Below are 26440 nucleotides of genomic sequence, written 5' to 3' on the forward strand. Positions count from 1 at the left end.
ATTATCAGATTTTTAACAAAGTGACAACCCAAAACATCTATTCAAAGATTCTCCAGGCTACGATAAAATTGCTTTTCCACCAGGCAGAACGCTTCCGATGGACTACCTTTCCATTGCCGGAAGAAGCATCAATTACCATGCCTCCATCTGCTGCAATTCCCATATGTCCCTTTTCTACAATAATATCTCCAGGTCTTATATCTTCATAATTTGAGATGCGTTTATATTTCCCCATATTTCTCCAGCCGCTTGAAGTAAGATAGCTCTGTCTTACTCCGATTTGGTTTAAACACCAATACACAAAACCGGAACAGTCAAAGGAACCAGGCCCTTTGGATCCCCATACATACTTCGAGCCCACTTTAGAAGATGCGATATTAATAAGTGCTTTCACATTTCCATTTGCCGTTCCGCCACCGCTTTTGTCTGTGTCAGGCTTTTTGCTGCCAGCGGATCCCCCGGTTTTGCCTTTCACGCTCTTATCTCCAGAGAGATAGGAAAGTGTCTGCACACCTACGGATCCATCTGGGGGCAGACCATTATCGGACTGAAAGGTTTTTACTGCCTGCTCGGTGATTTCTCCAAAATATCCAGTGGCATTGGAAGAGGACAAATATCCATATTTATTTAAAAGCTCCTGAACTCTTTTTACACTTTCTCCCTGTTCTCCAAGCACCAGGCCGTTAGGTCTTGCCTCTCCCCCTTCCAGGGCAATTCTTGTGGAGGGTCCCAGGTAACCGTCTACTACCAAATCGTTTCTTGCCTGAAACTGCTTTACGGCCATCACGGTATCTGTGCCGTAATTACCATCTGGCACTGTAGTCAAATACCCTAATCCCTTTAATTGCTTTTGGGCAGAAAGAACCACGTCGTTATTCTCTCCATATGCCAAATAATCGGGCTTAATCTCTTCACTGTAAAGCAGGTTTATTGTCTGTCTGCCCACTTTACCGTCTACCGATAACTGATTTAGTTCCTGCAATTTAATGACTGCTTTTTCTGTGACCTCATCAAACTCACCGCTCACATTTTCTTTCTTCATAAGATAACCCAACTCATAAAGTCTGTTTTGGATTCTTTTAACGTCATCACCTGATATACCAAGAGAGACCGCATAATATTTTGCCTCATCAGAAAGAAGGATTGCCAAAGTCTCTGGTCCCACCACTCCATCCTGAACAAGATTGTTTTGCCTTTGATATATCTTTACAGCACTTGCGGTTACCGGGCCATAGAATGAAGTCGGTTCATCATTTTCCATAAATCCCAGTTCCATCAGACGGTCCTGTAAGGTTGCAACAAATGGATGCTCCACGCCTTCTTTTAAGTATTCGGGAGGCGGCGTATCCGTATTTTCCTCACGTTCTGCTTCTGACGGAGATGCTTCATTTTCTGTCTTAAGATTAATATCTGGTTCCCCTTTTTGCAGAGATAACACCTCTTTTTCCTGTTTTGGACCGAGGCCCTTCTTCTGATTATGTACAGAAATTGCAAATATTCCTGCCAGCACTGCAATGACAGCCGTAGCGGCAGCCGCTCTTTTATGTTTTTTGATTAAGTTTAACATTCTAGTATTTTGGATCCTTTCCCTTGTCTGTTTATACTCCGGGGCCTGCTGATGTTACACTGCCCTCTGTGGTCTCTGTCCCACCCTTCTCCATATCGGGTGCGGTTTCCTGCTCTATGAAAGGAGGATTAGTCGTAGTTTCAACTTCTTGCTTTGTCTCAGTCGTTTCCTTTTCGGCCTTTTTCGTTTCCAAGGGTTTTACAACACCAGAGGTATTCCTTTTTACCACACCTGGTTTCCCTTTATATGTACTGGAGTGAAAATATACTTCCGTTAAAACGGCCCCATCTTTTGAGGTTATTAAATAAGTCTTCCAGGTCGACCCTTTGACCCCTGGAGTAACCACTACCTCCTGGTCCAGCTTCAGGGTTTGATCTTCCTCGTATTTGGATTCAGGGGGGTCGTATTCTTTTACTTTCTCCGAACGCATGGAGATTGTTATTCCCTGTTCCAGAATGGGGATTGCAACGATTGAAATCGTTATTTTCTTATCTTTAAAAACTGCCCGTATAGCCATGGAAGTTTTGCTGTTGTTGACAAAACGAAGATCAGGACCACTATAACCGTCATAGCTTACCATGGCATCTTCTCCTGGTATAACATAAGATGGCTCGAAGCTGTGAGGATGGCGTTCGGTTGTTTTAATTCCAGCCAGTATAATGGCATTATATAAGGTGGAGGAGACCTGACATACCCCTCCGCCTGGCTCCTCAACAAATTCTCCGTTTCGATAGGCCCCGGCTGGCTTATACCCCCGTTCAACCGTTCGGTTTCCTGTGGTCTCATTAAAGGAGAAGGCTTCACCAGGGTATATGACAAGGCCATCCAGTGCATTGACAGCTAGTTTTATATTATTGTTTCTGTTTTCATTGTTGGTAGCAACGGTTTCAAATGTTCCAATCACCTGATACTTTTCTTTCACCTGAGAAGCCGTTAGGTCTGGTGGCTGTTTTACCGCTTCGGCTTCCACTTCTTCATTGAATTTCTTTTGGTTTACACGACTCATGATTTTATCTGCTGTCTTGTCTTCATCAATCTTGATTCCATTTTCTCCGTCTGAATAAATCCATTTGTTATTATCCTTATCACGCCCGGTAAGCTGTGCATTGACAGGGTTTTTATTCCACTTAGCTGCTGCATCTTTTACCTGACTTCTTACGCGTTCTTTTGCATCGGCCAAATCGAGGGTATACTCTCCGTCTTCATTCTTTGAGTAAATCTCCTCCAGAAGTTCATCAATCATTCCAGGAAATGGATTCTTTAACTCCAAAGACTGTTCTTTATATTTAAGTCTTATGTTCCACGAATAGTATTCCAACAACGTTTCTCTTGCTTCTTTTTTATTCAGCCCCGTAATAGAAACCCCATCCACCTTTATTTCGTTTAGCGATTCCGTCTCTGTATCGGTTTCCATCATAGTCTCTATGCTTTGCTCTATGGTATTGGTCACTAAAATATCTGTCTTTCGTTTATTCTTTGAGACAGAAGCCCTTACAAAAATGGCTAACCCTATGAATATTACCACAAATATCACAGCCTGTTTGGCAAATCTTCTTCCGGCCCAAAACTTTCGTTTTCCCATTTTATCCTGTTTTCTTATATGATTTCTTTCTCTATCGCCTTTATGGCGCATATTGAACACTCTCCCTTTTTTTGGCATTGGCGATATCAGACACTTCATTAATCTAACACATAAATATGGGGATTTTATGGGGATAAAAACAGCATCGTCAAGGATGCTGACGATGCTGTTTGATTGGTGCTTTTATTTCAGTGGCAGGATGATTGTAAAGACAGCTCCTTTGTCCGGGCCGTTTTCTGCTGTTATCTTCCCTCCATGTTTTTCTACAATAGCCTTTGTAATTGATAGACCAATTCCCATCCCTCCGGTCTTCTTGCTTCTTGATTTATCCACCCGGTAAAACCGGTCGAACAAATAGGGCAAATCCGTATTTGGAAAACCAATTCCAGTATCATATACCAGTACCCGTATCTGCTTCCCATTATTTTTGTATTCCACCGTGATCGTCCCGCCTCTGGGGGTGTAGGCCAATGCATTGGAAATCAGATTTACCATGCACTGCTTGAATCGGTTATAATCGGCGTACACAGGTGATTTTTCTGGTACGATCTGAAGCAGATTAATTTCCTTTTCTTTTGCCTTTAACTCAAAATCCCGGAATACAGCCTGATTCATTTCTTCAAATTCAAACATGGTCTGATCCAGGATCTGATTTCGATTCTCCAGATCATACAGTTCCTTTAATTGGTCCACAATCTTTACCAGTCGCAGGATTTCTCCATGGCAGCTCTCCAGACGGCTCTCCGTTGCTTCCCATACACCATCTATCATTGCCTCCATATGGCTTTGAAGATTGGTTAAAGGAGTACGAAGCTCATGGGCCACATCGGTAGTGATCTGCCGTTTTTGTTTTTCCTCCATTTCAAGAGCCTTGGACATTTCATTAATGGAATCTATTAATTTATTTGTTTCCACGACAGGAGAACGAGTTTTTGTCTGTGCACCGTATTCTCCTCCGGCAATTTTCTGAGCCAGGCAAATGACACTTGTAATGGGTTTTGTTACGATCCACGCGATTAAAAAGCCCAGTACGATTACAAGAAAAATAGCCGCACCCCCGATAAACAAAAGAGAGCTGTTTAAATCTTTCATCAGACTCAGCTCCTGATCGTTTAGTGAATACGGTCCATAATAGCCTATTTTCAGCGTTCCTGTGACTTTGTCTTTCTGTTTCAGTGTAAAGGTTTCTTCTAAATAGCTGCCATTAAAATTGGGATATTTCCGTTGCATGGTATTTTCCGCATGTCTCAGTACTATGTTACACTCTTCCGCCCGGTGGCTTTTCGCATCCCAGTCAATTTGCTTGTTGGTTGACTGGACATGAATGATCATGCCATTTTGCAAGGCAGCATAGCCAATGATTTCAATTCCTTCTTTCTCATACATTTCTGTCTTTGAATTATATAACTGATCAATTTGAGTCTTGATCTGTTCCATCTGATTTCTTTGCTGTTTTCTCGCATACTGTTCAAAAATATCATCTGCCGTTAAATTGAATAGGATGCTGAGGGCAAAAATTATGAGCAGTGCAATGGCTGAATAGGATACAATTAAAGTGTTTTTTAAGGTTAATTTCATAGCTCTGCTCCGGCAAATTTATATCCCATCCCATGGACTGTGATAATATAAACTGGTTTTTTCCTGTTGTCTTCGATCTTTGTTCGGATGCTTTTAATATAAGTATCAATGCTTCTGTCATAACCATCAAAATTATCATCGAGAGCAAAGGTAATTAACTGCTCTCTGGTAAATGTCCTGTTTGGGGCTTTGGCAAGGGTAATGAAAATCTTATACTCCGTAGGGGTAAGCCCGGCTTCTCTTCCCCTGATTTTCACATTCCGGTTCTCAAAATCAATGACCAATTCTCCCTGACGAAAGAAAAGAGGAACGCCTGTAAGCTGGTCACTTTCCACTCTTCTTAAGACCGCTTCAATCTTTGCGACTACCGTTCTTGGGCTGAATGGTTTAAAGATATAATCGTCCGCTCCCACGTTCAGTCCCTTAATGAGATCCTGCTCTTCCGTCTTTGCGGACACCATAATGATGGGTACCCGGGAATTCATGCGAATCATCTGACAAATCTGTTCCCCCATAATATCCGGCAGCATCAGGTCTAAGATAACCAGAGAAACGTCATGATTCCGAAACAGTTCCATGGCATTGGCTCCGTCATAAGCACAAAGAATATCATATCCCGCTTTCTCTAAGTATGCCTGTAAAACTTCCACTATTTTTTCTTCATCATCCACAATCAGGATGGTTCGGTTCTTTTTCATATCAGCTTCCTCATTTTGTAAATATAAACTTCCCTTTGCGCTTCTAAAACAATGAAACGGTTGGTTACATTGTTTGTTTTCCTCAGATATAGTAGCAAAATTATATGGGGAAAATATGATGATTCTCTGAAATAACTATGATTTCATACTATATTTCTTATCCATCATACGTCTTATACCAATAAAGACCAGTGCTCCAATCAGGGAACCCATCAAAGCTGCCCCTAGAACATCACTGGGAAAGTGAACAAATAGATATAACCTTGAAAAGGCAATCAAACAGGCCAGCGGGATGGCTATATAACCAAACTTTCTATTGCTCATCGTAAGAATGGTGGCTGAAATGGCTGAGGAAAGGGTATGTCCTGACGGAAAGGAATAGTCGGTTGGATTTGTAATTAAAAGTGTAATCGTATCTTCTATCCAGTTGGGCCTTGAACGGCCAATCAAATTTTTCAGAAGCAGATTTCCAATCAAAAGCCCTGCCATCAGTCCAACAAGAAGCGTAATTCCATAGGTTCTGTATCGCATGGTACACAATAATACAAATGCTGTCAGGAGCCAAATAAATCCACTGTTTCCTAGCCATGTAATCTTAGGCATTAAAAAATCCAGTGCAGGACAGTGAAACGTATCTCGTATCCAATATAAAACTGTCCAATCAATCTTTGTAATGAATTCTACCATCTTGTACGCCTCTTTTATTGTATTATTTTATTTTTCAACTCTTACCGATGATATATTTAACCAACGATTACCATTTTACTTTCTATTGCATTTCTCTTATTATATCCTATCTATATCATGCTATAAACCATCAATGTCATTCCTGATCTGTTCGAATTTTTCATCCAAAAACAAAATTTTATCATTGTTACTATGATTTAGATATATTTCGTCACAGTATTTTGGTATTATAAAATACCCCGAAGGAGATACTATAGCTCTAATAAATCATGCATAATAAGGAGGTCAAGAGGAATGAGAAGTTTACAAAGTATGGTTGTGGAAGGATTAATTAAAATAATTATGAGACAGGCCGATCCCACCACTTACATGGAGAAAAGAAGGAAAGAAAACGCATCTCCCTATGTCCTTCCTGTTAATTCGCAGAAAAAATACAGAATAAAGAAGCTTAGTTCTTATTCATTGGACACTTATATGCTAAAGTCGGCCTCAAATCCAGATAAGAGACAAATTTTATTCCTGCCTGGCGGAGGATATATCGAGCAGCCGCTCCTGTGGCATTGGCGCTTTTTATACCAATTATCTCAAAAACTAAATGGAACTATTACGGTCCCCATCTATCCCAAAGCACCGAATCATCAATATAAGGAGTCCTTTGATAAGGTTCTCCCCATTTATAAGGATTTATTAACAAAGACGTCCCCAGAAAACATTGTGATTATGGGAGACTCTGCCGGAGGAGGCTTTGCACTGGCCTTTTGTCAATTACTATTAAAGGAAGGAATCTCGCAGCCAGGCAACATCATACTTCTGTCCCCCTGGCTGGACATTGCTTTACGTAATCCACAAATTGCACCTATGATAAAAATGGAACCTATGCTGAATCTTAAACTTTTAAGAATGGCCGGCAAGGCGTATGCTGGAGATACTGACACGAGTGATTACTTATTAAGCCCAATTAATGGCCCAATCAATGGTCTTGGAAAAATCTCATTGTTTATCGGTACCCACGAATTCTTTCTGCCTGATGCCCGAAAATTTAAAATGCTGGCAAAAAAGCAGAATGTTTCTATTAATTACTTTGAATATCCCAAAATGAATCATGTTTTCCCTGTCCTCCCGATTCCAGAGGCCAGGCTTGCTATGAAGCAAATAATAAATATCATAGAAGGAAATCAAATAACGTAAGAAGCATTCTTACAGCCACAGGCATTCATACCTGTGGCTGTGTGAAAGAATCTATTAATTACATACAATTTCCTTTATCACCATGTCATCGCCCTCCAGAATTTCCATATCCCTTCCGTTGCAATCAGGGCAGTTTAAGTCGTTGTATACTGCATTAAAAACCCTGTTGCAGTTTTTACATTTCACAATGCCGGGAATGACGATGAGCTCCAGCTCAGTTTTTTCCATAAACGTCTTATAAGAAGCTGCTGGCCAGCTTTTTTCCAAGTACCTGGGGACGATACCGGAAAGCTCACCAACTTCAATGACAAGCTTGTGAACTTCTGTTACGTTCTGTTCCTTTACAATGCGCTCAATGGTATGAACCATAGAATTTAATACACCAAGCTCATGCATGATTCCTTCTCCCTTTCTCCTATCCCCGACTGCCAACGCTTTCTTTGAGGGTGGCTTTCGCAATCTTCCCGGTACGTACAATTGCATTGGCTGCAATCTTTACCGGAAGTTTTTCATACGTATTGGGAATCGTGTCATAGGTTCGTTCCAAATGAATGGCATCAAATTTACACTTCGTGGTACACATGCCACACCCCAGACACATATAAGGGTCGATTTCAACTGCACCGCAGCCAAGGCAGCGTTCCGTCTCTCTTTTTAGCTGCTCCTCGGTAAAGGTCATACGTTCATCCTGAAAGCTCCCTTTTTTCTCAGAGGAATGGCCCGCTCTTTGACGAGGCGTCATATCAAAATCCTGTAAGCCAATGGCAACATTATTCTTATCAAAAGCATGAAATTCCCGGCGGTCACGGCCAAATACCAGAGACTGTCCCGGCTGTACATAACGGTGAATGGAGATTGCAGCTTCTTTTCCTGCTGCTATGGCATGAATTGCATATTTAGGGCCGGTAAAGCAATCACCGCCGACAAATACATCCGGTTCCAACGTCTGTAAGGTCAGATTGTCTGCTTTTGCAGTACCGCCCTTATGAAACCCCACCTTACTGTCTATTAGAAGACCGCCCCATGCAATGGACTGACCGATGGAGATCAGGACAGCATCCGCTTTTACGGTCAGGGTATCATCTTCATCGTATTGTGGACTGAAATGTTTGTTTTCATCGAACACACGGAGGCAGCGCTTAAATTCTATACCGCTTACCTTACCATCTTCTGTCAGAATGCGCTTAGGGCCCCAGCCATTATGAAAAATAACGTTATCTTCCTTGGCTTCTTCAATTTCCTCCGGTAATGCCGGCATCTCACCGGGACTTTCCAGGCAATAAAGATCCAAAAAGTCTGCTCCTTGCCTAACCCCTGTACGTGCAACATCCATGGCTACATTACCGCCTCCAATTACAACTACATGGCCAGATAGTTCTGCCTTTCTTCCAAGGTTTACATCCCGAAGGAAATCAACGCCGGAGATTACACCCAAAGCCTCCTCCCCTTCGATGGAAAGACTTCTGCCTCCCTGTGCACCGATTGCCAGATAAAAGGCTTCATACCCTTCTTTCCTCAGCTCTTGAAGCGTAACATCCTTACCCACTTCAATTCCTGTTTGAAAGGAAACGCCCATCTCTTTAAGAACATCGATTTCCGCATGAAGAACGTCTTTTTCCAAACGGAAGGCCGGAATACCCAGGGAGAGCATACCGCCAAGCTTTCCTTCCTTTTCAAATACCGTGACCTGATAACCATCAATTGCCAGGTAATATGCACAGGAAAGGCCGGAAGGTCCGGAGCCCACCACTGCAATTTTATTGCCAAGATGATAGCGCATAGGCGGGATATATCGTATGGAGCCATCTAGTTCCTTATCTGCAATGAATTTTTTGATTTCATCAATGGAAACAGGTTCATCAATATCTCCCCGGGTGCATTCACTTTCACAACCATGGGGACAAATCCGCCCGCAGACCGCTGGAAATGGATTTTCTTTCTTAATAAGCTCCAGCGCTTCCTGGTAACGGCCATGAGCAGCAAGCTTTATATAACCCTGTACCGAAATATGTGCCGGGCAGGCAGTTTTACAGGGAGACGTTCCTTCTTCTGTTACATCTTCCCGATTTTCCCGATAATCCACATTCCAGTTGCTTTCCTTCCAGATATGATCCCGGGCGGTAGGTTCTGCTTTTATGGTTATCGGGGTTTTGGAGCAAAGCTTTTGTCCAAGCTTTAACGCGTTTACTGGACAATGCTCCACACATTGTCCGCAGGCTACACAATTTTCTTTCTTTATCTTTGCCGTGAAATTGGAACGTATGGCATCTGGCGTGTTAAAAAGGGTTGCAAGCCTTAAAGAAAAGCAGGAGCAGCCGCAGCAGTTACAAATTGCCGCCGATTCTCCCAGTCCATCGGTATGGGGCATTTCATGCATCAGACCATTATTTTCTGCAAATTGAATCAATTCTTTTGCTTCTTCCCGTGAGATTTTACGTCCTCTTCCCGTTTTTATGTAATATTCGGCTCCTTCTCCCATCTGAATGCAGATTTCCTGTTCCAGATGACCGCAGCCCTCATTCATGACACGGCGTGACTGGCGGCAGGAGCAGTCAGAGACCGAAAAAGTGTCGTATTTATCCAGATAATAGGAAAGGCGTTCCCAAGGCTTTGTTCCAGGGATATCTTTGATGGCCTCTTCCACTGGGATCACACGCATCATAGCCATTCCCTGAGGAAATTTTGCTGCCATGGGTGCAAGCCGCAGTCTGGTGTACTCTTCAAAGGCTTTTCCGATCTCAGGGTGTTTATTTAGCTGTTCCCGGTTATTTACCATCATTTCCAGCATACCAGGTGCAAATATATTTACAAAAAACCTTTCTTTGTGGTCTTCCTTATCCTTCCACACTTTAGCCACACCAGTTATGGCCAGCTGCTCCAACAAAGATTTCGTTTCCTTTTTGCTCTTTCCCGAACGCTTTGCAATATATTCAAACGTTCGAGGTTTACGCAGTCCGATAATCATAGCTATGTCAGCCATATCATCTGTTACAACACAGTTCAGAGAGTAGTATTCAGGAGAATTCTCATCAATTTTATTCATGACTCCGGCAATGCCACCTACCATCTTAGCCAGCTTTACAATTTTAGGTCTTAATTCACTCATAATTTCCTTTCCCGCGCTTGTTTACGCATATAAAGTTTATGATTATTTTTTAAGATCGTTATTTTTTTATCACTCACACCATGATTTTACTGCATTGTTTAACCAGTCGGTCCATTCCTTTATCCCTTCATTCTTTAACGCACTAATGGGTATAATAATGGCATTGGGATTACGAAGTCTGATATCAGCTTTACATGTTTCCAGATCAAAATCAAAGTATGGCATTACATCCACCTTGTTTATCAGCACTACATCACAGACAGAGAACATCAACGGATATTTCAGGGGCTTATCGTCTCCTTCTGGTATTGAGAGAATCATTGCATTTTTTACTGCGCCCGTATCAAATTCAGCAGGGCATACCAGATTGCCTACATTTTCTAATATGACAAGGTCAAGTCCGTCGGTATCAAGACCTTCTAACCCTTGCCGGGTCATCTCTGCATCCAGATGGCACATGCCGCCGGTATGAAGCTGAATGGTCTTTACACCCGTTTTCTGAATGGTTCTTGCATCTACGTCTGAATCAATGTCTGCTTCCATGACTCCAATACGAAGCCGATCCTTTAAAGCTTCAATGGTACGGGTCAGGGTAGTCGTCTTACCAGCACCGGGACTTGACATGAGGTTAAGTAAAAAGACCTTCTTATCCTTTAATTCCTCACGAAGCTTTGAGGCCTGTAAGGAGTTGTCTGAAAAAAATACTTGTTTTTATCTCAAGAACCTTGAAATCTTCCAAGTGTCACGCTCCTTTCTTTTTATTCTCTTTTTTTGTCATCTGCTTTCCTGTCAATCACGTTTTAGCATTCATTCAATTCAATAAATTTTATTACCGTAAGGGTGCAGGAATTTTCACATCATTGTTTTGGTTCAGCCAGGGGAATGGCTGAATTATTTCCATCCATATTATTATAAAATAATCTATGATAACTGGCAATCATGCAAAAAATTATTGTGATTTTTTCATATTTTTTTGTAGGATTTTTGTGAGAATGTATGAGAAAATGAGACTGTTTTGTGGTATGACCAATACCAGTTAAAGTAATTAAGGCAAGTGGCGTTTTAAAACCTTATTGATAAAAATTATCCCGCTTTCAAAAGAAAGCGGGACCTTGTATCTTATATGACTCTCCAGGGATTTTCCTTTCCCTGTAATTCATATTGACAGCTTAAAATAGAATACTCCACCATATCGCTTACTGCTTCATCCGTATAAAAGGCTGTGTGAGGAGTGATAATTACATTTGGCATGGATTGCAGGATGGCCAGCTCCCGGTTAGAGAGCACTTTATATTTACAATCCTTATAGAAAATTCTTTTTTCATTCTCCAGCACATCTAAGGCTGCTGCACCAATTTTCCCTGCTTCAAGCCCTCCGATCAATGCCTTGGTATCAATCAGTGAGCCACGGGCAGCATTAATTAAAACTACTCCGTCCTTCATCGCTTCTATTTCCTTTTCTCCTATGAGGTGCTCTGTCTCTGAGGTGGCAGGCACATGAAGAGATATTACATCACTTTCCTGCAAAAGCTCATCTAAGGGAACAAAGGATACTAAGGAAGCGAGTTCTTCTTTGGGGTGGGGTGTATAGACCAGTATCTTACAGCCAAAGCCGCGAAGCCGGTGAATTACCGCCTCTCCAATTCTTCCAGCCCCAATAATACCAACGGTACAGGTGCGAAGCTCCCTCCCCCGTACATTGGCAAGAGAAAAATCCTGAACCAGCCCACGGGTCATAATTGTCTTCACTCTTCTAAGTGCCATCAGGATGAGCATTACTGTATACTCTGCCACACTGGCCTGGGTATAGTTTACAGTGGAAACAGGTATTTGAAGGGACTTGGCCGCTTCTATATCAATATGATCATAGCCTATGGTACGAGTGGATACATAGCGGATTCCACTTGCTTTCCATCTCTCAAGAATGCCTTTGGTAATGGATGAGGTAACTATACTGACAGCGTCACAGCCTTCTGTATTTCCTGCGTTCTCTAATGTGGGACTGTAAGGCAACGTATGCAGCTCCACCCCATACTTCTTAGCAAACGTTTGAAAAAATGCGGCTTCGTCCCCACGGACGTTATATGCTAATAGCTTCATGATTCGTCACTCCTTTTTTCATTCGAGAAACCATTCATCTTTTCCTTACTTTATCATATATCTGTCTAAAATTCCCTCAACCTGCGGCTTGCAATCTTCCAGCCAGTGATAGAATTCCTTCTTTGTCTTTATAAGGTCTAAACCAATCTCATATAAAAATTCAGGAAGGTTCTCCCTTGTAATGTCTCCGCAGTAATCAGCCAGCTTTGCTTCACCCACACCAAGCTTTCCTCCTAAATGCAATTCAAAGGCATCCTTTACTTCTCCCTGTACGTTCAGCTTTTTCCCGCAAAAGCCAATGACTCCGATTTCATGGGCACTACAGGAATTAGGGCAGCCTGAGATATGTATTTGAGGCAGGACATCCTCTGTAAAGTTCTTTTCCTTAAAATAGGCAATTACCTCTTTTAATGTTTCCTGACTTTCTAAAATCCCGATCTGACAGGTAGGTACGCCAATACAGGCAACAGATCTCTCCAAACGGGTCTCTCCACCAATATGCTTTGTAAGGTCTAAGACTTTTTCTGCTTCCGGTCCGTTTAAATTCCTGATATAAAAGCCTTCGCTCATTGCAAGTCTCATCTCGGCTTCCGGAATATCCTTTAATAATTCTATCATAAGCTTTAAATCATCTAGTGATAACTGGCCTCCAACTGGATGAACATAGACGCAGTATAATCCTTCCTGCTTTTGTTCTGTCAAACGACTGCTTTTAACGTCTGTTTTTACGCCTGCCTTGTTGTAATCCTTCTTGTCGATGGAAAGCGTAAGAACTTCCTTCTCTTTCACATCTTTTAAATGCTCTTTATAGCATTTCATAAATTCTTCTGCTCCCATTCGATCCACAATATATCTCATGCGAGCTTTATTTTTATTCTGATAATCTCCCTCACTCATGAAAATCCGTGTAGCTGCTTCCACATGGTATAATACATCTTCTGGCTGAATCAATTCTGGATATTCTAATCCAAGCTTTGAATTTCTTCCAAGTCCGCCTGCCACGTAAACCTTAAAATACTCCTTACCATCTTCTATTACAGCAACAAATCCCAAATCAACCGCCCCTGCATGTGACTCATCTTCTGCATTGTTTGAGAAGGATACCTTTAATTTTCTTGGAAGCTTGTAGGTATAAATCTTTTGCAGGAAATGGTCTCCCACAGCCAATGCGTAAGGAGATACATCAAATGCTTCTCCTTTTTCCACACCGGACAAGGGAGATATGGCGACGTTTCTTGGAAAGTTACCGCCGGAGCCTCTCGTATAGACTCCCCGCTTTATCCCCGCTTCCATAACCTCACAAACCTGATCTATATTAATTCCATGAAGCTGGATTGCCTGACGTGTTGTAAGATGGATATCCTTTCCCCCATATTTTGCAGCATAATCATAAATAAACTGGAGAGCATGAATCTCGGCTATCCCGGAATGGATTCGAAATCGAATCATACATTCCTTGCCATTTCTATGGGCGTATACTCCCATGCCGCCGGAGGCTCCTTTAAAATCCATCTTGCTTACTTCACCTGTCAGGAATTTATGACCTAATTCTCTAAAACCATCAATTTCACCCAATAATATTTCATCTAATGTCTTCACCATTCACCACTCCTTATACTGATTGCATGATATCCTTGTATATAGTATACTGTGTTTAAACCAATAAGTATAATATTTATTTTTTATTATACCCATTAATATTTCTAATGCATTATGTCCAATCATTGAGAAAAATAAGAGGTAACTATTTTGATAGAAGAATTAAAAACCTTTCTTGCTGTTGTTGATAAAAAAAGCTTTACCAAAGCTGCCGCTGCAATCAATATATCTCAGCCCAGCGTAAGCCTTCATATCTCTAACCTGGAAAAATACTTTCAAACAAAACTCATTGAACGCTCTAATAAACAAAGAAGTATTTTTATCACTGCCCAGGGGGACTTACTGTATAAGCGTGCGAAGCAGATCTTATCTGTTTTAGAAGAAACAAAAGAAGAACTTCTGCAATCCGACCATTCTCCCAGCGGAACGTTACGGATCGGGGCCAGTATGACCATTGGAGAATTTCTTCTTCCTTCTATATTAAGTGAGTTCATGAAGCTATATCCAAACATAAAACTTGACATGACTGTAGAAAATACGGAGCACATCTATGAGAAATTTAAAAATTATGATATAGACATTGCTCTGATTGAAGGCACTGTGCCTGTAGAAAATTATATCCATCACAATTTTTATAAGGATGCTATGGTCATAGTCGCTCCCGTTTCATTTCAGTATGATAAAAGCGCCCAGCTAAAAACAGCTTTGTCAAATCAAACCTGGATACACCGGGAAAAGGGCTCTGGCACCGGAGAGAATCTAAATATATTTTTAAACAGCTATGGCATATCGCCCAAAAATCTAATCACCATGGGGAGCAATTACTCCATTAAAGAAGCCGTAAAAAACCATATGGGAATCAGCTTCATATCCTCCTTAGTTGTAGACGAGGCTATGAAAAATAATGAGGTTAAAATAATTCCTCTGGAAAATCAATACTATCGATATTTCTCCTATCTCATCCATGAAAATAATTTACCAAAAGCAGTAGAATTGTTTCTTCAACGCCTGCATCAGCAGGAGGGACCTATTTAGACTTTTATATCGATCCGGTATTCATAGACAGGTTTTAACAGGATTTTCTCCACACTGGCAACCACGGAATCCACCTCTTCCTTTCTGGCTGCCATTGTGGAGTCCACTTTGATGTGGCTCCCTTCTTTTATGGGAGTGATTCGCAGAGTTAATTTTTCACCTGCCAGACGATGTTCCAACAGCTTTAACCCCGTCTCCCACACCTCACCGTTGCAGAAATTATCGGCTATCATATCTCCATCTATAAAAAGCTGGCCGATATCTCCTCTGTATTGGATTGCCAGAATCATTTCTTTGACTCCATCCATATAATGATCCGGTACCTGTATGGTATATCGCGCTGGTCCAATCTCTTTTACGTCTAAAGGTAACTCTTTTTTCTTTCTGCTTAGGAGAAAGCCTTTGAAAATTCCAATGGGCTTTGTGGCCTTAACCGCCTCTAAGTTCACTTCCGGCCAGAAATAAATGGATTCTTTTTCTCTTTCTGATTCCATACGAAGTGTTTCACCGTCCTTAAGAAGAGTTCCTTCTGTTAAAACGGCTAATTGCTTTCCGTTTAAATGAATCTTATAAAAGCGCAAGCTCTCTTTTGCCCTCAGAGTAACAATCCTGATCTTAGATTTCATTCCCTCTACAAAAAATACATCGATTTCATCCTGCTTTGGATGGATTTCCACTGTTTTATCCGTTTCTTCCTGCCTGTATTCTCCTTCCACTCCTTTTACTGTTTCAGCGTCAAACACGTAGCGGGGCTTTAATCCTTCAGGTGAAAAGAAGAAATAGGTAGAAACGCCCTCTTCTCTGATGATAGTCAGTGGTTGTACCGTTGCATATTTTAATAGAATGCCTTCCATATCCATTCCAAAGGGAAGAATCGCATTTTCTCCAGAAGCCAGGGATATATCAGAAATCGTAATTTCTTCATTTCTCATCTGGACAGTGACCCTACAGCCCCTTTTCTCTTTCGTCCTTACATGGTCCTGATAATTGTTTAAGAATAGAAAGCCGCTTGTTCCATCAAACCGCACTGCAAAGCGAAGGGTCTCTACATCAGTAGGCGCTATTTCCTCTCCATGCTCCGGAAGGTAAGTCTTCATGTGGCATAGTTTTTCTCCCCATTCCTGAATGAACAAATGAATTCGCTTCAGCCTGTCATAGGAAGGCCGCTTCTGACCGTATTCTCCAATTGCTGCCTGATAGTCGTAAGACAACTTAGGAACCTGGCTTTCATTTAAAAACGGAGTCCTTTGTCCTCTTGGGTTCGTTCCTCCCCTGAACATATAATATCCCAGAAGGTTGCAGCCAGAAGCCAGTTTTACATTTGCCATGGCATCCACGCTTTCAAAGGGAAGTACAAAACGGTAATGGTAACTGCACATCATACCTCCTCCCATCTCACAGCATGCATAAGGCATGGTTTCCGGCTGGTAGAAGGGTTCAAAATTATACGTTTTGGGAACCTTATTGTTATGATAATCCCGGTAGATGTATTCAGGAGTTACCGGATGCTCGCCTTTATGGGAGTAAAAAATCCAGGGCCAGAAAGCATATCCTCCCCAAAGAGGCAGCATCTCCTTCACAGGCGCTGCCCCACCGCCCCAAGCGGTACAGGTATAGAAGGGAACCTGGATTCCTGCCTTTTTTGCTAGTTCCTTTATTTTTACCATATAGCTGTCTCCATCGGCCCCTGTGGGAATCCATTCATCGGAAACTCCTGTTGTAATTTCCCAGCCGGCTGCAGAATGCTGATATTCATTATCAATCTGAGCACCTATGATAGGACCTCCATCTTTATAATATAGCCCTTCCAATTGTTTTGCCAGCTTTTCAAAGTAACGCTGCACATAGAGCAAATACCCCTTATCAAGACTTCTCACCTCAAAATCCATCCCATAAAGCCAGTCTGGGAGCCCCCCATTGCGCACCTCTCCATGGGCAAATGGTCCAATCCGGAGGATGACAAACATACCATGCTTTTTGCATAATTCTATAAAACGGCATAAATTACGCCTTCCCTCAAATCGGTATGCTCCTTTTTCTTCCTCATGATGAATCCAGAATACATAAGTGGAAATGATATTGATTCCGTTCATTTTCATCTTGATTATCTCATCTTCCCAATATGTGTCATCACAGCGGCTGAAATGAAATTCACCACTGATTCCAAAGAAGGGCACTCCATTCATCTCCATGTAATAGTTTGTAAACGATATTACATTTCCCTGGGAATCACTGCCACTAAAATTATCTGAAAGCTGATAAATGTTTTTATCCCTGTGATTTTTTAACGAAATGATGTAATTGTTCATTGTTTTACTCCTTTGCCGCTGAAATAATATCATGGAAATGGTGACAAGACGAAAAACCGCCCCAGCGTTACCTGAGACGGCTTTTAATTGTCATGATACATTATTGATGTAAATATTCCTTTGTAAGCAAATCCAGGAAAACATATAATTTATCATTCATAGTTGTATAATCATTGTTCCTTAATACATCTGGCTGCTGAACAAACTTTCTTTCCTTATCTTCTCGTAGCTCAGCTTCTGAATGTTCGATTAGAAGTTCTACCAGTTCATGAGTGAATTCCATATGACACTGGAACCCATAAACAAACGTACCGTATTGTATTATCTGCCTGGGGCAGCCTTCGCTGTAAGCGATTACCTGGCTTTTTTCTGTCAGCCCCGGCATATCATTATGCCAATGCCCCACCATGCAGCCATTGTCAAAGTGGGAAAAGAATCTATGATCCTTACCTTCTTCGGTTAAAAAGACGGGAAAACCGCCAATTTCTTTTTCAGAACTTTTTTCACACCTTGCACCATATGCCTCGCCAATCAGCTGGGCTCCTAAGCATACACCAATCACTGCCTTATTTACATCAATGCACTTCTTAATCAAGGCTATTTCTGCGGCCCCATCAAAATGAGGACACATCTCAATTGTCGTACTCGGTGACTGAGGGCCACCCATTACAATTAATAAATCAATCTGCTCGAATGAAAGGGGAAGCGGTTCACCTTTATATACCCTTGAATAACCAATGCTGTGTCCTCTCATCTTTGCCCATGTTAAAAACGCTCCCGGTCCTTCGAAAACTTCGTGTATAATAAAATGTATGTGCACCCTAAATACCCCTTTCATTTTTATTGTATCATAACACATACCAATAAATTTTGATATTTTTTCTATAAATTTTTTTCATAATATTTTATTAATAGGTAAGATGAAAACCTTTTGCATAAAATTACTTTGCCTGTAAATAATAACGCTGACAATGGCAAGAGTAAAATAAAGATCTATGCAAAGGAGCAAATTATATGAATCGTGATAAACTCATTTCCCAGGTAAAAGACGAATATGCACGCATTGCATCTTCTGAATCTCAACAGCATTTTCACCAGACTACAACCGAAATAACACCGGAAGCTTATTATGAAAATCTGTTAGGTAACGTTATTACCGAGATTAACAACGGAACCTTTGACAATTTCAAATCTGGTGAAGAAATAGTAACCGCTATTGCAAATGATAAATCATGGCTTTCCAACTGGAAATAGATACGTAACTAATAAAAAAGCCAGCCTTCAATTATAATTGAAGGTTGACTCATCATAGCCAGCATATCCACTGAAAATCGGTTTGTCGATATGCTGGCTCTTTCCTTTACATACAAGTACTATTGCTTACATGAATCCTAAAAAAATTACGGTTCCTCTCCCCAGTTTAAGCTGTCAGAGATATATGCTGTAACCTTTGACCAATCCGCATAGCCGCTTCCGGAACCTGCGAATGAATAGTCATCTGACTGATCATAAGTTGTCCAGTCCGTTTTGGTTATTCTTGTCTGTATCTCTATGGATTGTCCTGCTGCCAGACTGCCTGCTCCAGATGTAAATCCGATTTCCACATAATGATCTGCATCTGTCTCAGCATTTGACATCTTAACAAAGGATCCTGTTACATTGCTGCTGCCAATGGAGGACCAGTCACACCAGAAGTTTTGTCCTACATCTCCATTCACGGTGTAATAATATCTGAGTTTCACTTCAGAGAGATCGATACTTTCTGTACCAGTATTGACGAGCTTGAATTTCGGGCTCAAAGAATTGCTCTGCTCTGCTGTTGTTATATTAAACATCTGTACCTTAATACTACCCTGTGAAATGGTGGTATCTACTACAGTCAGAGTCAACACCGGATCGGTTCCTGCGCTTAAATCAAATACTATTTTGTAGGTTCCTTTTTTCAGATTAGCCAGTGATTCTTTTAAGAATGTGATGGTGCTTCCAGATATTGTATAATCCTCATCTTCAACCAGCTGCTGACTTCCAAGCTTAATGCCTTTCAGTGTATGGCCAGCTGCATCCAATGTAGTTTCAATATCCGCCTGCTTCTCAATATTCTTATCAAACGTGGCTGTGGTCGGCGTAATGGTTCCGCCAAGAGTCGTATCCGTAATGGTTACGGTAAGTACAGGATCAACACCCTTAGAGAAATCAAAGGTAAGCTTTAATTCGCCAACACTCTTATCTGCTAAATAATCTTTGGATAATTTCACTGTGTTGTCAGTTACAGTATAATCGGTACCTTTCGCTAAAACAGTGCTTCCATCTTTAATTCCAGTAAAGGTATTTCCATTTAAGGTGAGTTCTACAGATATATCTTTTTGCTTTGTAAGATTCTTATCAAAGACTGCTGTGATTGGAGTAATTGCAGAATTATTTACGGGCTCATTGCCATCACCAAAAAGGAGAGAATAAACGCCATTTGCAATAGCGATATCACATTGTGCCCAGAAGCGGTGGTAAGTTAATTCCACAGGTGTATTATTGTTATAAGCAGTGAGAAGCTTCTGATAATCTGGATCAGTTTTGTACTTGGAACGAATGTCAATAAATTTAACTCCAGGTTTAATTACATCGCCATTAGGCATCTTCCCTGACCAGCCGGCTGGGATAAAGACTTCCTGATCAAAGATCCGCTTAAAGTCAGCTCTTTTCTCTGGTACTGCAAGTCCCTTATCATCTCTGTATAATGTCCACATACGGTCTAACAGTTCCTTAGCCAGCACTCTAGCTTCGTCATCGCCTGATGCTTTGCTGTAGTACAGTAACGTATTTGCAAGAGAACCAGAGACACCAAGGTCTGCACTGTAACCAGTAACTTTTACATGGAGATTAGGATTTCCAGTGTAAGTTCCGGTCCAGGTATCTGGCTGTCCGGACCAGTCAAGTCCGCTTGGGACTTCAAAGGTACCATCACTATTCAGTTTTACTACTGTCTTAATCCAGCCTACCCACTTATCCAGAAGGTCTTTTGCTCTGGTATCTCCCGTCTTATAATATAATTCAGCGACACGCTGCATGGACCATGCCTGGAATCCAAACCAGGTATTGCTTCCCGGATCTGCATAAACAGGGTTGGCCTCATAGCCCATACCGTAGAAGGTAGATGTTCCTGCCGGCCATGTTTCGTAACGGCCATTATAAGAGTTGCTGGCTCCACCTGCAATTGCACCTTCAGAGGTCTGCAGCCACTGATAGAATTCAAGCTGTCTGTCAAGACTCTTTTCCCAGTCTCTGGCTCCATTCTGGGATTGAGGTTTTAAATCATTATTTTCTGATAAAATCCAGGCTGCCATTGGGTTCTGATAACCAAAGTGATTATGGCTGCAACCGATTTTCCATGACCAGTCAGCGTTTACTCCGCCACCCCATGCATAATACCAGGACATCAGATAATGAGCTGCATCATATCCGGTACCGGCAACAGTCGGAGCACCAATTTTGCGGAAGTATTTATCAAACATGGCATATCTTAAATAATCACCCATTTTACTGGCTTTCTTGTTATAAGTTCCAAGGTTAACGCCATGGTCTTTCGCCCATTCGTCTGCCCAGTAAGTAGCCTGAATGGCTCTGGCATCTGCATCTGGTGCATCTGTATATTTAAACTGAGCTGCATAGTTGCTGTCTCCTGTAAAAAGATCAAGATACCCATTCTTGCCGCCAAATTTCATAGCGTCCCAGCATGGCTGCGGAACCGTCTCAAACACGGATTCCTCTTTTCCTCTCTGGAATGTATTGATATAGGATGGAGCTGTCACACCATCAGCTCTGCTTCCAAAACCATACCAGTTATCAACATCTAACAGCCAGTGCATTCCATACATGGTGCCCTTGCCGTAGGTAGATACAAGGTCACTGTTAATGGGATCGACACCAACCGCTGCACCGGAATTCAATGGTGCAGGATATTTGTCCGGTAATTCAAACTCAGGAGCATAGGTAGCGGGTTTGCTGGCCTGATATTTGCTCATACTGGAATCTGGCTGATCTTTATCCGTTGGAATCATGTATGTTTCTGCTTTGTCCCAGGCTGTTTTGAATTCGTTGAAATCTCCTGAGAATTTACCATACATAGCCTCCAGCCAAATATAATAGCTGAACGCTTCGCTGGTAGTAACATGTCCATAATCAGGAGCTTCCACGTTCAAAGTCTCAATAGAATGGTATGGAATCCCCTTAGAGCTGAAATACCCATTTTCCGGATCCACAATATCTTCTCTTAGTTCCAGGAACCTGTTTTGATATTCGTCTGTGCCTTTTGCCTTACTTTCTGCTGCATTACTTTGCATCGCTGGTCCAAAGCCTGTGGTCAGCATGCTCGGTAACACCATAGCTGCTATCAAAAGCTTAGCGATTCGTTTCCTCCTCTCTCTGGTTAAGAAAGCATGAACATGAACCTTACAAGTTGGCCTATTGCCTTTAAATAATTCCTTATGTATCATACTGTAACCTCCTCTTAGTTTTTATCTAACAATTCCTTCGTCAGCCGGATCCTTACCTGCGTAACACCCCTCACCTCTCACCCTCCTTTTTTCGTTTTTTACAGGAGAACATCCATCTATCCGAGTGAATTGAAAGTTCCATTGAAAACCTCTTGCTCCTTTCTTGTCCATATTTTTGCGTCTGATTTTTGTATATGTTAAGTGTTTTATTCGTCTCATGAAGCAATTTAAAAATATACGGATAAATACATACATTATGGCTTATGATTGTCTTTGAAATTTAATATTATTCAACCATTTATCTAATATTTATTTAACTCATTCATTTGTTATCCAATATTAATTTATCACTTTATTATTAATATGTTAATTGTATGTAATAAATCCGATTCTGTTCGTAATTTTCAACACACTTTACCATAAACACCTGCAAAGGCCATGGCCTGATCATAAGGATTTATTCTACTGTTATAACTTCTAACCTTGTACCCATTCGGCTGAACAATTCATTGGATATACTGCCCTCATTGTCAGCAATCACAGGTGCCAGCAACGCCTTACCATTTTCTTCACCGATGAATGTTACAATATCACCAACTGTCACATCTTCTATGCCCGTTACATCAACCATTAGCTGGTCCATACAAATACGTCCTACAATCGGCGCCAGGTTCCCATTGATAAGCACATGTCTGCTTTCAGATGATAAATTTCTTGGCAATCCATCTGCATATCCAATTGGTATGACAGCTATGGTACTGTTTTTGGCTGGGGCAAAGGTTCTATGATATCCCACACCTTCCCCTATAGTTACCTTTCTTAAAAGAACTACTTTGGATTTTAATGAAAGAACAGGGTGTAAATTAAGCTGTGTTTTTATTGGATCACTGGAACTGCTTAATACTCCGTAGAGAGATATGCCTGCCCTCACAAAGTCGCATTTAAGTTCCGGGTAATTAAGGAAACCATAACTGCTTTGAATGTGTATTTTAGGGCACTTATAACCTGAATTCTCAATGATGTCTACGAGCTGATAAAACCGCTTTATCTGTATTTCTGTAAACATTATATCTTCTGGGGAAAGACTGTCAGATGCACACAAATGAGTGTAGATCCCAGTGACATTTATATGTTTCATGTTAAACACGTCTATGACATGTTCGTGATCAGAAGCATCAAATCCAAGACGGTGCATTCCTGTATCGATTTTAATATGAGCGCTCACCTTGCAGCCTTGCTCATTAAGAAGTATGGCATAAGGATGATCGATTAATGTCTGAGTAAGTCGATATTTATAAAGCTCCCTCGCTCTTAGAGGGCTTGTATATCCAAGTATCAGAATGTCACTTCGTATTCCATATTTTCGTAATTCAATTCCTTCGTCTATGGTAGCGACCGCAAATGATTTGACTCCTGTTTTTTCCAGATGAGTCGATACGGCAAATGCACCGTGTCCATAGGCATTCGCTTTTATAACCGCCATCAGATTGCAGTTTTCAGGCATCTGGCTTTGAAGCTCTTTTGCATTGTTTTCTATATTATTTAAACTGATTTCTATCCAGGCTCTGGCTTTTGCTTTTTTATCTTGTAGTTTTTCTTTATTCCTGATCTTTTGTATAAACAGAGCCAGGAATAGGGAAAAGAAAATGGAACAAACGCTGACTGTCAAGTAATGAACCATACTGTTTTCAATAAAGACCCATTGTAATCTCATCATTTTAGCTGCCATTCGAACCATGACAATTATCATAGGGTGAATGATGTATAGGATAAGAGGAGCCGTTCTAAGAGATAAGAGCTGTTTTCCAGTAAAGGAGCGCAAGAAAGAAAACAGATAATACATCGCAGGTATCAGCATCACATACATGCTGTCATGCCTTTGATAACCAAGTTGATGCAGCAAAAGCCCTTCACCAAGCATCAGAAGAAATGAACACATAAATTTAACCAGACTCGTTTTCCAAGAGCTGCGAATAGGATTTCTGGCGAGGATCCCTCCCAGCACAAAAAAGATGGGAGCAAATAAAATACCATTTCTTGTATAATCAAATATTTGAAACAGATAACCATAGAAGCCTTTAAAAAATGGCAGCTTTTCAGAAAGGCCATAATAGCTATCTCCAAACAATCCTATGACATAGAGTACCATAGCAGCCATAAATGCCTTCTTAAAGCCAAGCCCTTTTACCAGATACCACGCAATGACTGCTCCCATGATAGAGGCAGGAAGGTACCAGAGATGATACAGCGTGCCATCAAAGAAAATATCCTTGATTATATTAGGAAATAGATTCTCTATGGCAAAATAGCCATTATATATGTTCAATGGAATGTAAGCTGCAATGGCCAGTCCATAAATGACTGATGTCTTTTTTACAAATGTTCTTAGCTTATCTCCACTATATGTGTATTCTGATATCAGAAAAAATCCTGATGCCATAAAGAAAAATGGTACCGCCATTCGGCCAATCAGCCGTGTTAATATAAAATCTCCCATTTCACTATAAGTAGACAAGGGTGAGGTATGGATTGCTATAACTAAAAGCGCTGCTACATACCGGAAAGAATCAATGCCTACATAATGTTTCCTGTTATTCACTTGTATTCCTCCACATTGTCACGATGAATCCGTCTACATTGTTTCCGGATACCAGATAAATGACATCGTTTCTCATTGTTAATGTTGTCTCGCCTGTTAAATTCGCCGGTAAATAAAAGATCTCCCATTCTCCGCTTACATTCTTTATCTTTACATGCGTCTCATTGTATAAAAACTGCTTCATGTACTCCAGATATTCTTCCAGTACGAACCCGTGATTGTACATAATCTCGGAATGAGGATGGCCTACATAACGAAAGTGCCAAGGTTCGTGACCAATACCGGTGATTCTTTCCTTTCCTTTGGGGTATCGTTCGATAAATCCATACTGCAAGGCTGTTTTTCGAAATTCATTGCAAATACCCTCATAGGGAAATTCGGGACAGATAAAATCGATATCGCCTTTATTAAGCCCTAAATCTATGGCAAGTCCGGTTTGATGTTCGCTGTGATAAGGCAGCGCAACGAATTTTTCAGTAAATTCTTTCCCATTTTCTTGTAAGGAGTTATCATATATCTCGGTTTGTTCCGCTGCCGCACGATAGCCGCTTACCGGTACAATCTCGTCCTTACAGCCTATCTTTTGCCAAACCAAATGCAGTGCATTAACGGCTTCCCGCCCCATAAGGATATGGGGGTATCTGCTATCAACCGGCTGCAGCTCATTTTCCTTAGATGAACGCAGGGGAGAAGCACCATTTACAAGAATTAGGTTTCCGGTATATATTTTTTCTTTTGGCAATCCAATGGTATTTATCATAAAGTGTATAACCCGATCAGCTTGTCTAACATTTCAGGAAAAGACAACCCGATTCCTTTCATCATATTGGGATAACGGCTATGAGTGGTAAAACCAGGGATTGTGTTCACTTCATTAAATACGATTTCCCCGGAAGGAGTAAGGAACATATCCACTCTGGCAAATCCGGAACAGCCAAGTACTTTGTATATTAACTTTGCTGTTTCCTGTATCCTTTTTTCAGTATCAAAATCAATTCTTGCAGGCATATGGATGAAGGAGCTTTTCAAGGTGTATTTTTCAGTGTAGTCAAAAAATCCCTGGGTCAGCTCTATTTCATCAACTCTGCCAACCGTCAAATCTTCTTTTCCCAATACAGCGCAGCCAACTTCAAAGCCATCTATATTTTCTTCCACAATTACTTCATTATCATGTTTAAAGGCAATCTCTACTGCTCTATGCAATTCACCCTGACTATATATTTTAGTGATTCCAAATGAGGAACCTGCTCTGACTGGCTTAACAAAAAGCGGATACGCTAATTCAGCTGATATTTTCCTTAAAGCTGCTTCCATCTCAAGATATTGAAAGGTAATGGACCTTGGCACCAATACGCCTGCAAGCCCAACCAGTTTATGCGCCCTGTCTTTATCCATGCAAAGCGCGGAAGAAAGCACATTGCAGCCAACAACGGGAATCCCAGCCAATTCAAATAATCCCTGTACGGTTCCGTCCTCTCCATTTTTTCCGTGTAACACTGGTAAGACTGTATCAACTTTCATAACAGTGTAACTGTCTTCAAAAAATTCTAAAAAACCTTTGACCGAAGGATTCTGAGAAACCACCACGGGATGCAAAAATTGTGGTTCATAAAACCACGTATCGTTCCTTATCGTTTCGTAATCTCCTGTATAATGAAACCATTCACCATCTCTTGTGATTCCAATTGGGATGATCTGGTATTTTTCTGTATTTATATTTTCAAATACAGAGGCTGCCGATTGAAGTGACACCTTATATTCCGAGGAATTCCCTCCAAAAATGACTGCTATTTTTTTCTTTTCCATTGCAATTCTCCTTTTTATGACCTTGTATGTGATATGTGCTCCCCGTTCCTCTGGGCGTTATTTTCTGTTACATAAAAAAACACCCTTGCTTTGACACAA

At 41.1% G+C, this 26440-nt stretch carries 18 protein-coding genes and 1 pseudogene; 3 read left to right on the forward strand and 16 right to left on the reverse strand.

The annotated features are described in order from the left end of the window. Positions 1-37 precede the first annotated feature (37 nt). From OW255_RS13620 to OW255_RS13640, 5 genes are all read right to left on the reverse strand, one after another. Positions 38-1567, reverse strand: a complete 1530-nt coding sequence (locus OW255_RS13620) for a C40 family peptidase (protein WP_268114353.1) — start codon at positions 1565-1567, stop codon at positions 38-40. A gap of 31 nt (positions 1568-1598) precedes the next feature. Then, complete coding sequence (locus OW255_RS13625) at positions 1599-3200, reverse strand: VanW family protein (protein ID WP_268114354.1); 1602 nt, start codon at positions 3198-3200, stop codon at positions 1599-1601. A gap of 132 nt (positions 3201-3332) precedes the next feature. Next, positions 3333-4727, reverse strand: a complete 1395-nt coding sequence (locus OW255_RS13630) for a sensor histidine kinase (protein WP_268114355.1) — start codon at positions 4725-4727, stop codon at positions 3333-3335. Further along, positions 4724-5425 (reverse strand): response regulator transcription factor, encoded by a 702-nt coding sequence (locus OW255_RS13635; protein ID WP_024835199.1) that lies wholly within the window; start codon positions 5423-5425, stop codon positions 4724-4726. The genes OW255_RS13630 and OW255_RS13635 overlap by 4 nt, the downstream gene beginning before the upstream one ends. 135 nt (positions 5426-5560) lie before the next feature. Further along, positions 5561-6112 (reverse strand): phosphatase PAP2 family protein, encoded by a 552-nt coding sequence (locus OW255_RS13640; protein ID WP_268114356.1) that lies wholly within the window; start codon positions 6110-6112, stop codon positions 5561-5563. 294 nt (positions 6113-6406) lie between these two features. On the opposite strand from OW255_RS13640, the gene OW255_RS13645 reads away from it, so the two are divergent. Continuing rightward, positions 6407-7300, forward strand: coding sequence for an alpha/beta hydrolase fold domain-containing protein (locus OW255_RS13645; RefSeq protein WP_268114357.1), 894 nt, complete (start codon positions 6407-6409; stop codon positions 7298-7300). Positions 7301-7354: 54 nt separating this feature from the next. On the opposite strand, the gene OW255_RS13650 is transcribed toward OW255_RS13645, so the two are convergent. The 5 genes and pseudogenes from OW255_RS13650 to OW255_RS13670 form a co-directional block, all read right to left on the reverse strand. Next, positions 7355-7696: a hydrogenase maturation nickel metallochaperone HypA/HybF gene (locus OW255_RS13650; protein WP_268114358.1), complete on the reverse strand. Its 342-nt coding sequence runs from the start codon at positions 7694-7696 to the stop codon at positions 7355-7357. Between the two features lie 19 nt (positions 7697-7715). Next, on the reverse strand, positions 7716-10406 hold the full coding sequence (locus OW255_RS13655) for an FAD-dependent oxidoreductase (RefSeq protein ID WP_331485630.1): 2691 nt from the start codon (positions 10404-10406) through the stop codon (positions 7716-7718). A 69-nt stretch (positions 10407-10475) separates the two neighbouring features. After that, positions 10476-11145, reverse strand: a pseudogene (hypB, locus tag OW255_RS13660) (hydrogenase nickel incorporation protein HypB). A gap of 380 nt (positions 11146-11525) precedes the next feature. Continuing rightward, entirely contained in the window at positions 11526-12506 is a 981-nt protein-coding gene (locus OW255_RS13665; protein ID WP_268114359.1) for a D-isomer specific 2-hydroxyacid dehydrogenase family protein, read from the reverse strand. Positions 12507-12551: 45 nt separating this feature from the next. Further along, positions 12552-14108, reverse strand: coding sequence for a nitrite/sulfite reductase (locus OW255_RS13670; RefSeq protein ID WP_331485631.1), 1557 nt, complete (start codon positions 14106-14108; stop codon positions 12552-12554). A gap of 147 nt (positions 14109-14255) precedes the next feature. Here OW255_RS13670 and OW255_RS13675 point away from each other — a divergent pair, with 147 nt between their 5' ends. Then, entirely contained in the window at positions 14256-15140 is an 885-nt protein-coding gene (locus OW255_RS13675) for a LysR substrate-binding domain-containing protein (protein ID WP_268114360.1), read from the forward strand. Here OW255_RS13675 and OW255_RS13680 read toward each other — a convergent pair. Further along, the gene (locus OW255_RS13680) at positions 15137-17449 is read right to left on the reverse strand and encodes a beta-galactosidase (RefSeq protein ID WP_268114361.1); all 2313 of its coding nucleotides are present in this window, start codon (positions 17447-17449) and stop codon (positions 15137-15139) included. The genes OW255_RS13675 and OW255_RS13680 overlap by 4 nt on opposite strands. A 100-nt stretch (positions 17450-17549) precedes the next feature. After that, the gene (locus OW255_RS13685; protein WP_268114362.1) at positions 17550-18269 is read right to left on the reverse strand and encodes a glutamine amidotransferase-related protein; all 720 of its coding nucleotides are present in this window, start codon (positions 18267-18269) and stop codon (positions 17550-17552) included. A 194-nt stretch (positions 18270-18463) separates the two neighbouring features. On the opposite strand from OW255_RS13685, the gene OW255_RS13690 reads away from it, so the two are divergent. Further along, positions 18464-18703 carry a hypothetical protein gene (locus tag OW255_RS13690; RefSeq protein WP_024835188.1) on the forward strand — a complete coding sequence of 80 codons (240 nt, stop codon included), beginning with the start codon at positions 18464-18466 and terminating at the stop codon, positions 18701-18703. A gap of 146 nt (positions 18704-18849) precedes the next feature. Here the strand turns inward: OW255_RS13690 and OW255_RS13700 are convergent, their stop codons facing one another. The 4 genes from OW255_RS13700 to vanG all read right to left on the reverse strand — a co-directional run bounded on the left by OW255_RS13700 (position 18850) and on the right by vanG (position 26341). Then, a complete protein-coding gene (locus OW255_RS13700) occupies positions 18850-21936 on the reverse strand; it encodes a glycoside hydrolase family 48 protein (RefSeq protein WP_331485632.1) in 3087 nt (1028 codons plus the stop codon). Between the two features lie 457 nt (positions 21937-22393). Further along, positions 22394-24535, reverse strand: a complete 2142-nt coding sequence (gene vanT / locus OW255_RS13705) for a serine racemase VanT catalytic subunit (protein WP_268114363.1) — start codon at positions 24533-24535, stop codon at positions 22394-22396. After that, positions 24528-25295 carry a M15 family metallopeptidase gene (locus tag OW255_RS13710; RefSeq protein ID WP_035317553.1) on the reverse strand — a complete coding sequence of 256 codons (768 nt, stop codon included), beginning with the start codon at positions 25293-25295 and terminating at the stop codon, positions 24528-24530. Before OW255_RS13710 ends, vanT begins: the two co-directional genes overlap by 8 nt. After that, positions 25292-26341 carry a D-alanine--D-serine ligase VanG gene (vanG, locus tag OW255_RS13715; protein ID WP_268114364.1) on the reverse strand — a complete coding sequence of 350 codons (1050 nt, stop codon included), beginning with the start codon at positions 26339-26341 and terminating at the stop codon, positions 25292-25294. The genes OW255_RS13710 and vanG overlap by 4 nt, the downstream gene beginning before the upstream one ends. Between the last annotated feature and the right edge of the window lie 99 nt (positions 26342-26440).

Source organism: Lacrimispora xylanolytica, assembly GCF_026723765.1.
GTDB lineage: Bacteria > Bacillota > Clostridia > Lachnospirales > Lachnospiraceae > Lacrimispora > Lacrimispora xylanolytica.

Bases quoted from the DNA above. Each gene is read 5' to 3' on its own strand.
- OW255_RS13625 (WP_268114354.1), bottom strand. From the start codon at position 3,200: ATGCGCCATAAAGGCGATAGAGAAAGAAATCATATAAGAAAACAGGAT.
- OW255_RS13640 (WP_268114356.1), bottom strand. From the start codon at position 6,112: ATGGTAGAATTCATTACAAAGATTGATTGGACAGTTTTATATTGGATA.
- OW255_RS13680 (WP_268114361.1), bottom strand. From the start codon at position 17,449: ATGAACAATTACATCATTTCGTTAAAAAATCACAGGGATAAAAACATT.
- vanG (WP_268114364.1), bottom strand. From the start codon at position 26,341: ATGGAAAAGAAAAAAATAGCAGTCATTTTTGGAGGGAATTCCTCGGAA.
- OW255_RS13645 (WP_268114357.1), top strand. From the start codon at position 6,407: ATGAGAAGTTTACAAAGTATGGTTGTGGAAGGATTAATTAAAATAATT.
- OW255_RS13670 (WP_331485631.1), bottom strand. From the start codon at position 14,108: ATGGTGAAGACATTAGATGAAATATTATTGGGTGAAATTGATGGTTTT.
- OW255_RS13635 (WP_024835199.1), bottom strand. From the start codon at position 5,425: ATGAAAAAGAACCGAACCATCCTGATTGTGGATGATGAAGAAAAAATA.
- OW255_RS13650 (WP_268114358.1), bottom strand. From the start codon at position 7,696: ATGCATGAGCTTGGTGTATTAAATTCTATGGTTCATACCATTGAGCGC.
- OW255_RS13620 (WP_268114353.1), bottom strand. From the start codon at position 1,567: ATGTTAAACTTAATCAAAAAACATAAAAGAGCGGCTGCCGCTACGGCT.
- OW255_RS13700 (WP_331485632.1), bottom strand. From the start codon at position 21,936: ATGATACATAAGGAATTATTTAAAGGCAATAGGCCAACTTGTAAGGTT.
- OW255_RS13655 (WP_331485630.1), bottom strand. From the start codon at position 10,406: ATGAGTGAATTAAGACCTAAAATTGTAAAGCTGGCTAAGATGGTAGGT.
- OW255_RS13630 (WP_268114355.1), bottom strand. From the start codon at position 4,727: ATGAAATTAACCTTAAAAAACACTTTAATTGTATCCTATTCAGCCATT.
- OW255_RS13690 (WP_024835188.1), top strand. From the start codon at position 18,464: ATGAATCGTGATAAACTCATTTCCCAGGTAAAAGACGAATATGCACGC.
- OW255_RS13710 (WP_035317553.1), bottom strand. From the start codon at position 25,295: ATGATAAATACCATTGGATTGCCAAAAGAAAAAATATATACCGGAAAC.
- OW255_RS13665 (WP_268114359.1), bottom strand. From the start codon at position 12,506: ATGAAGCTATTAGCATATAACGTCCGTGGGGACGAAGCCGCATTTTTT.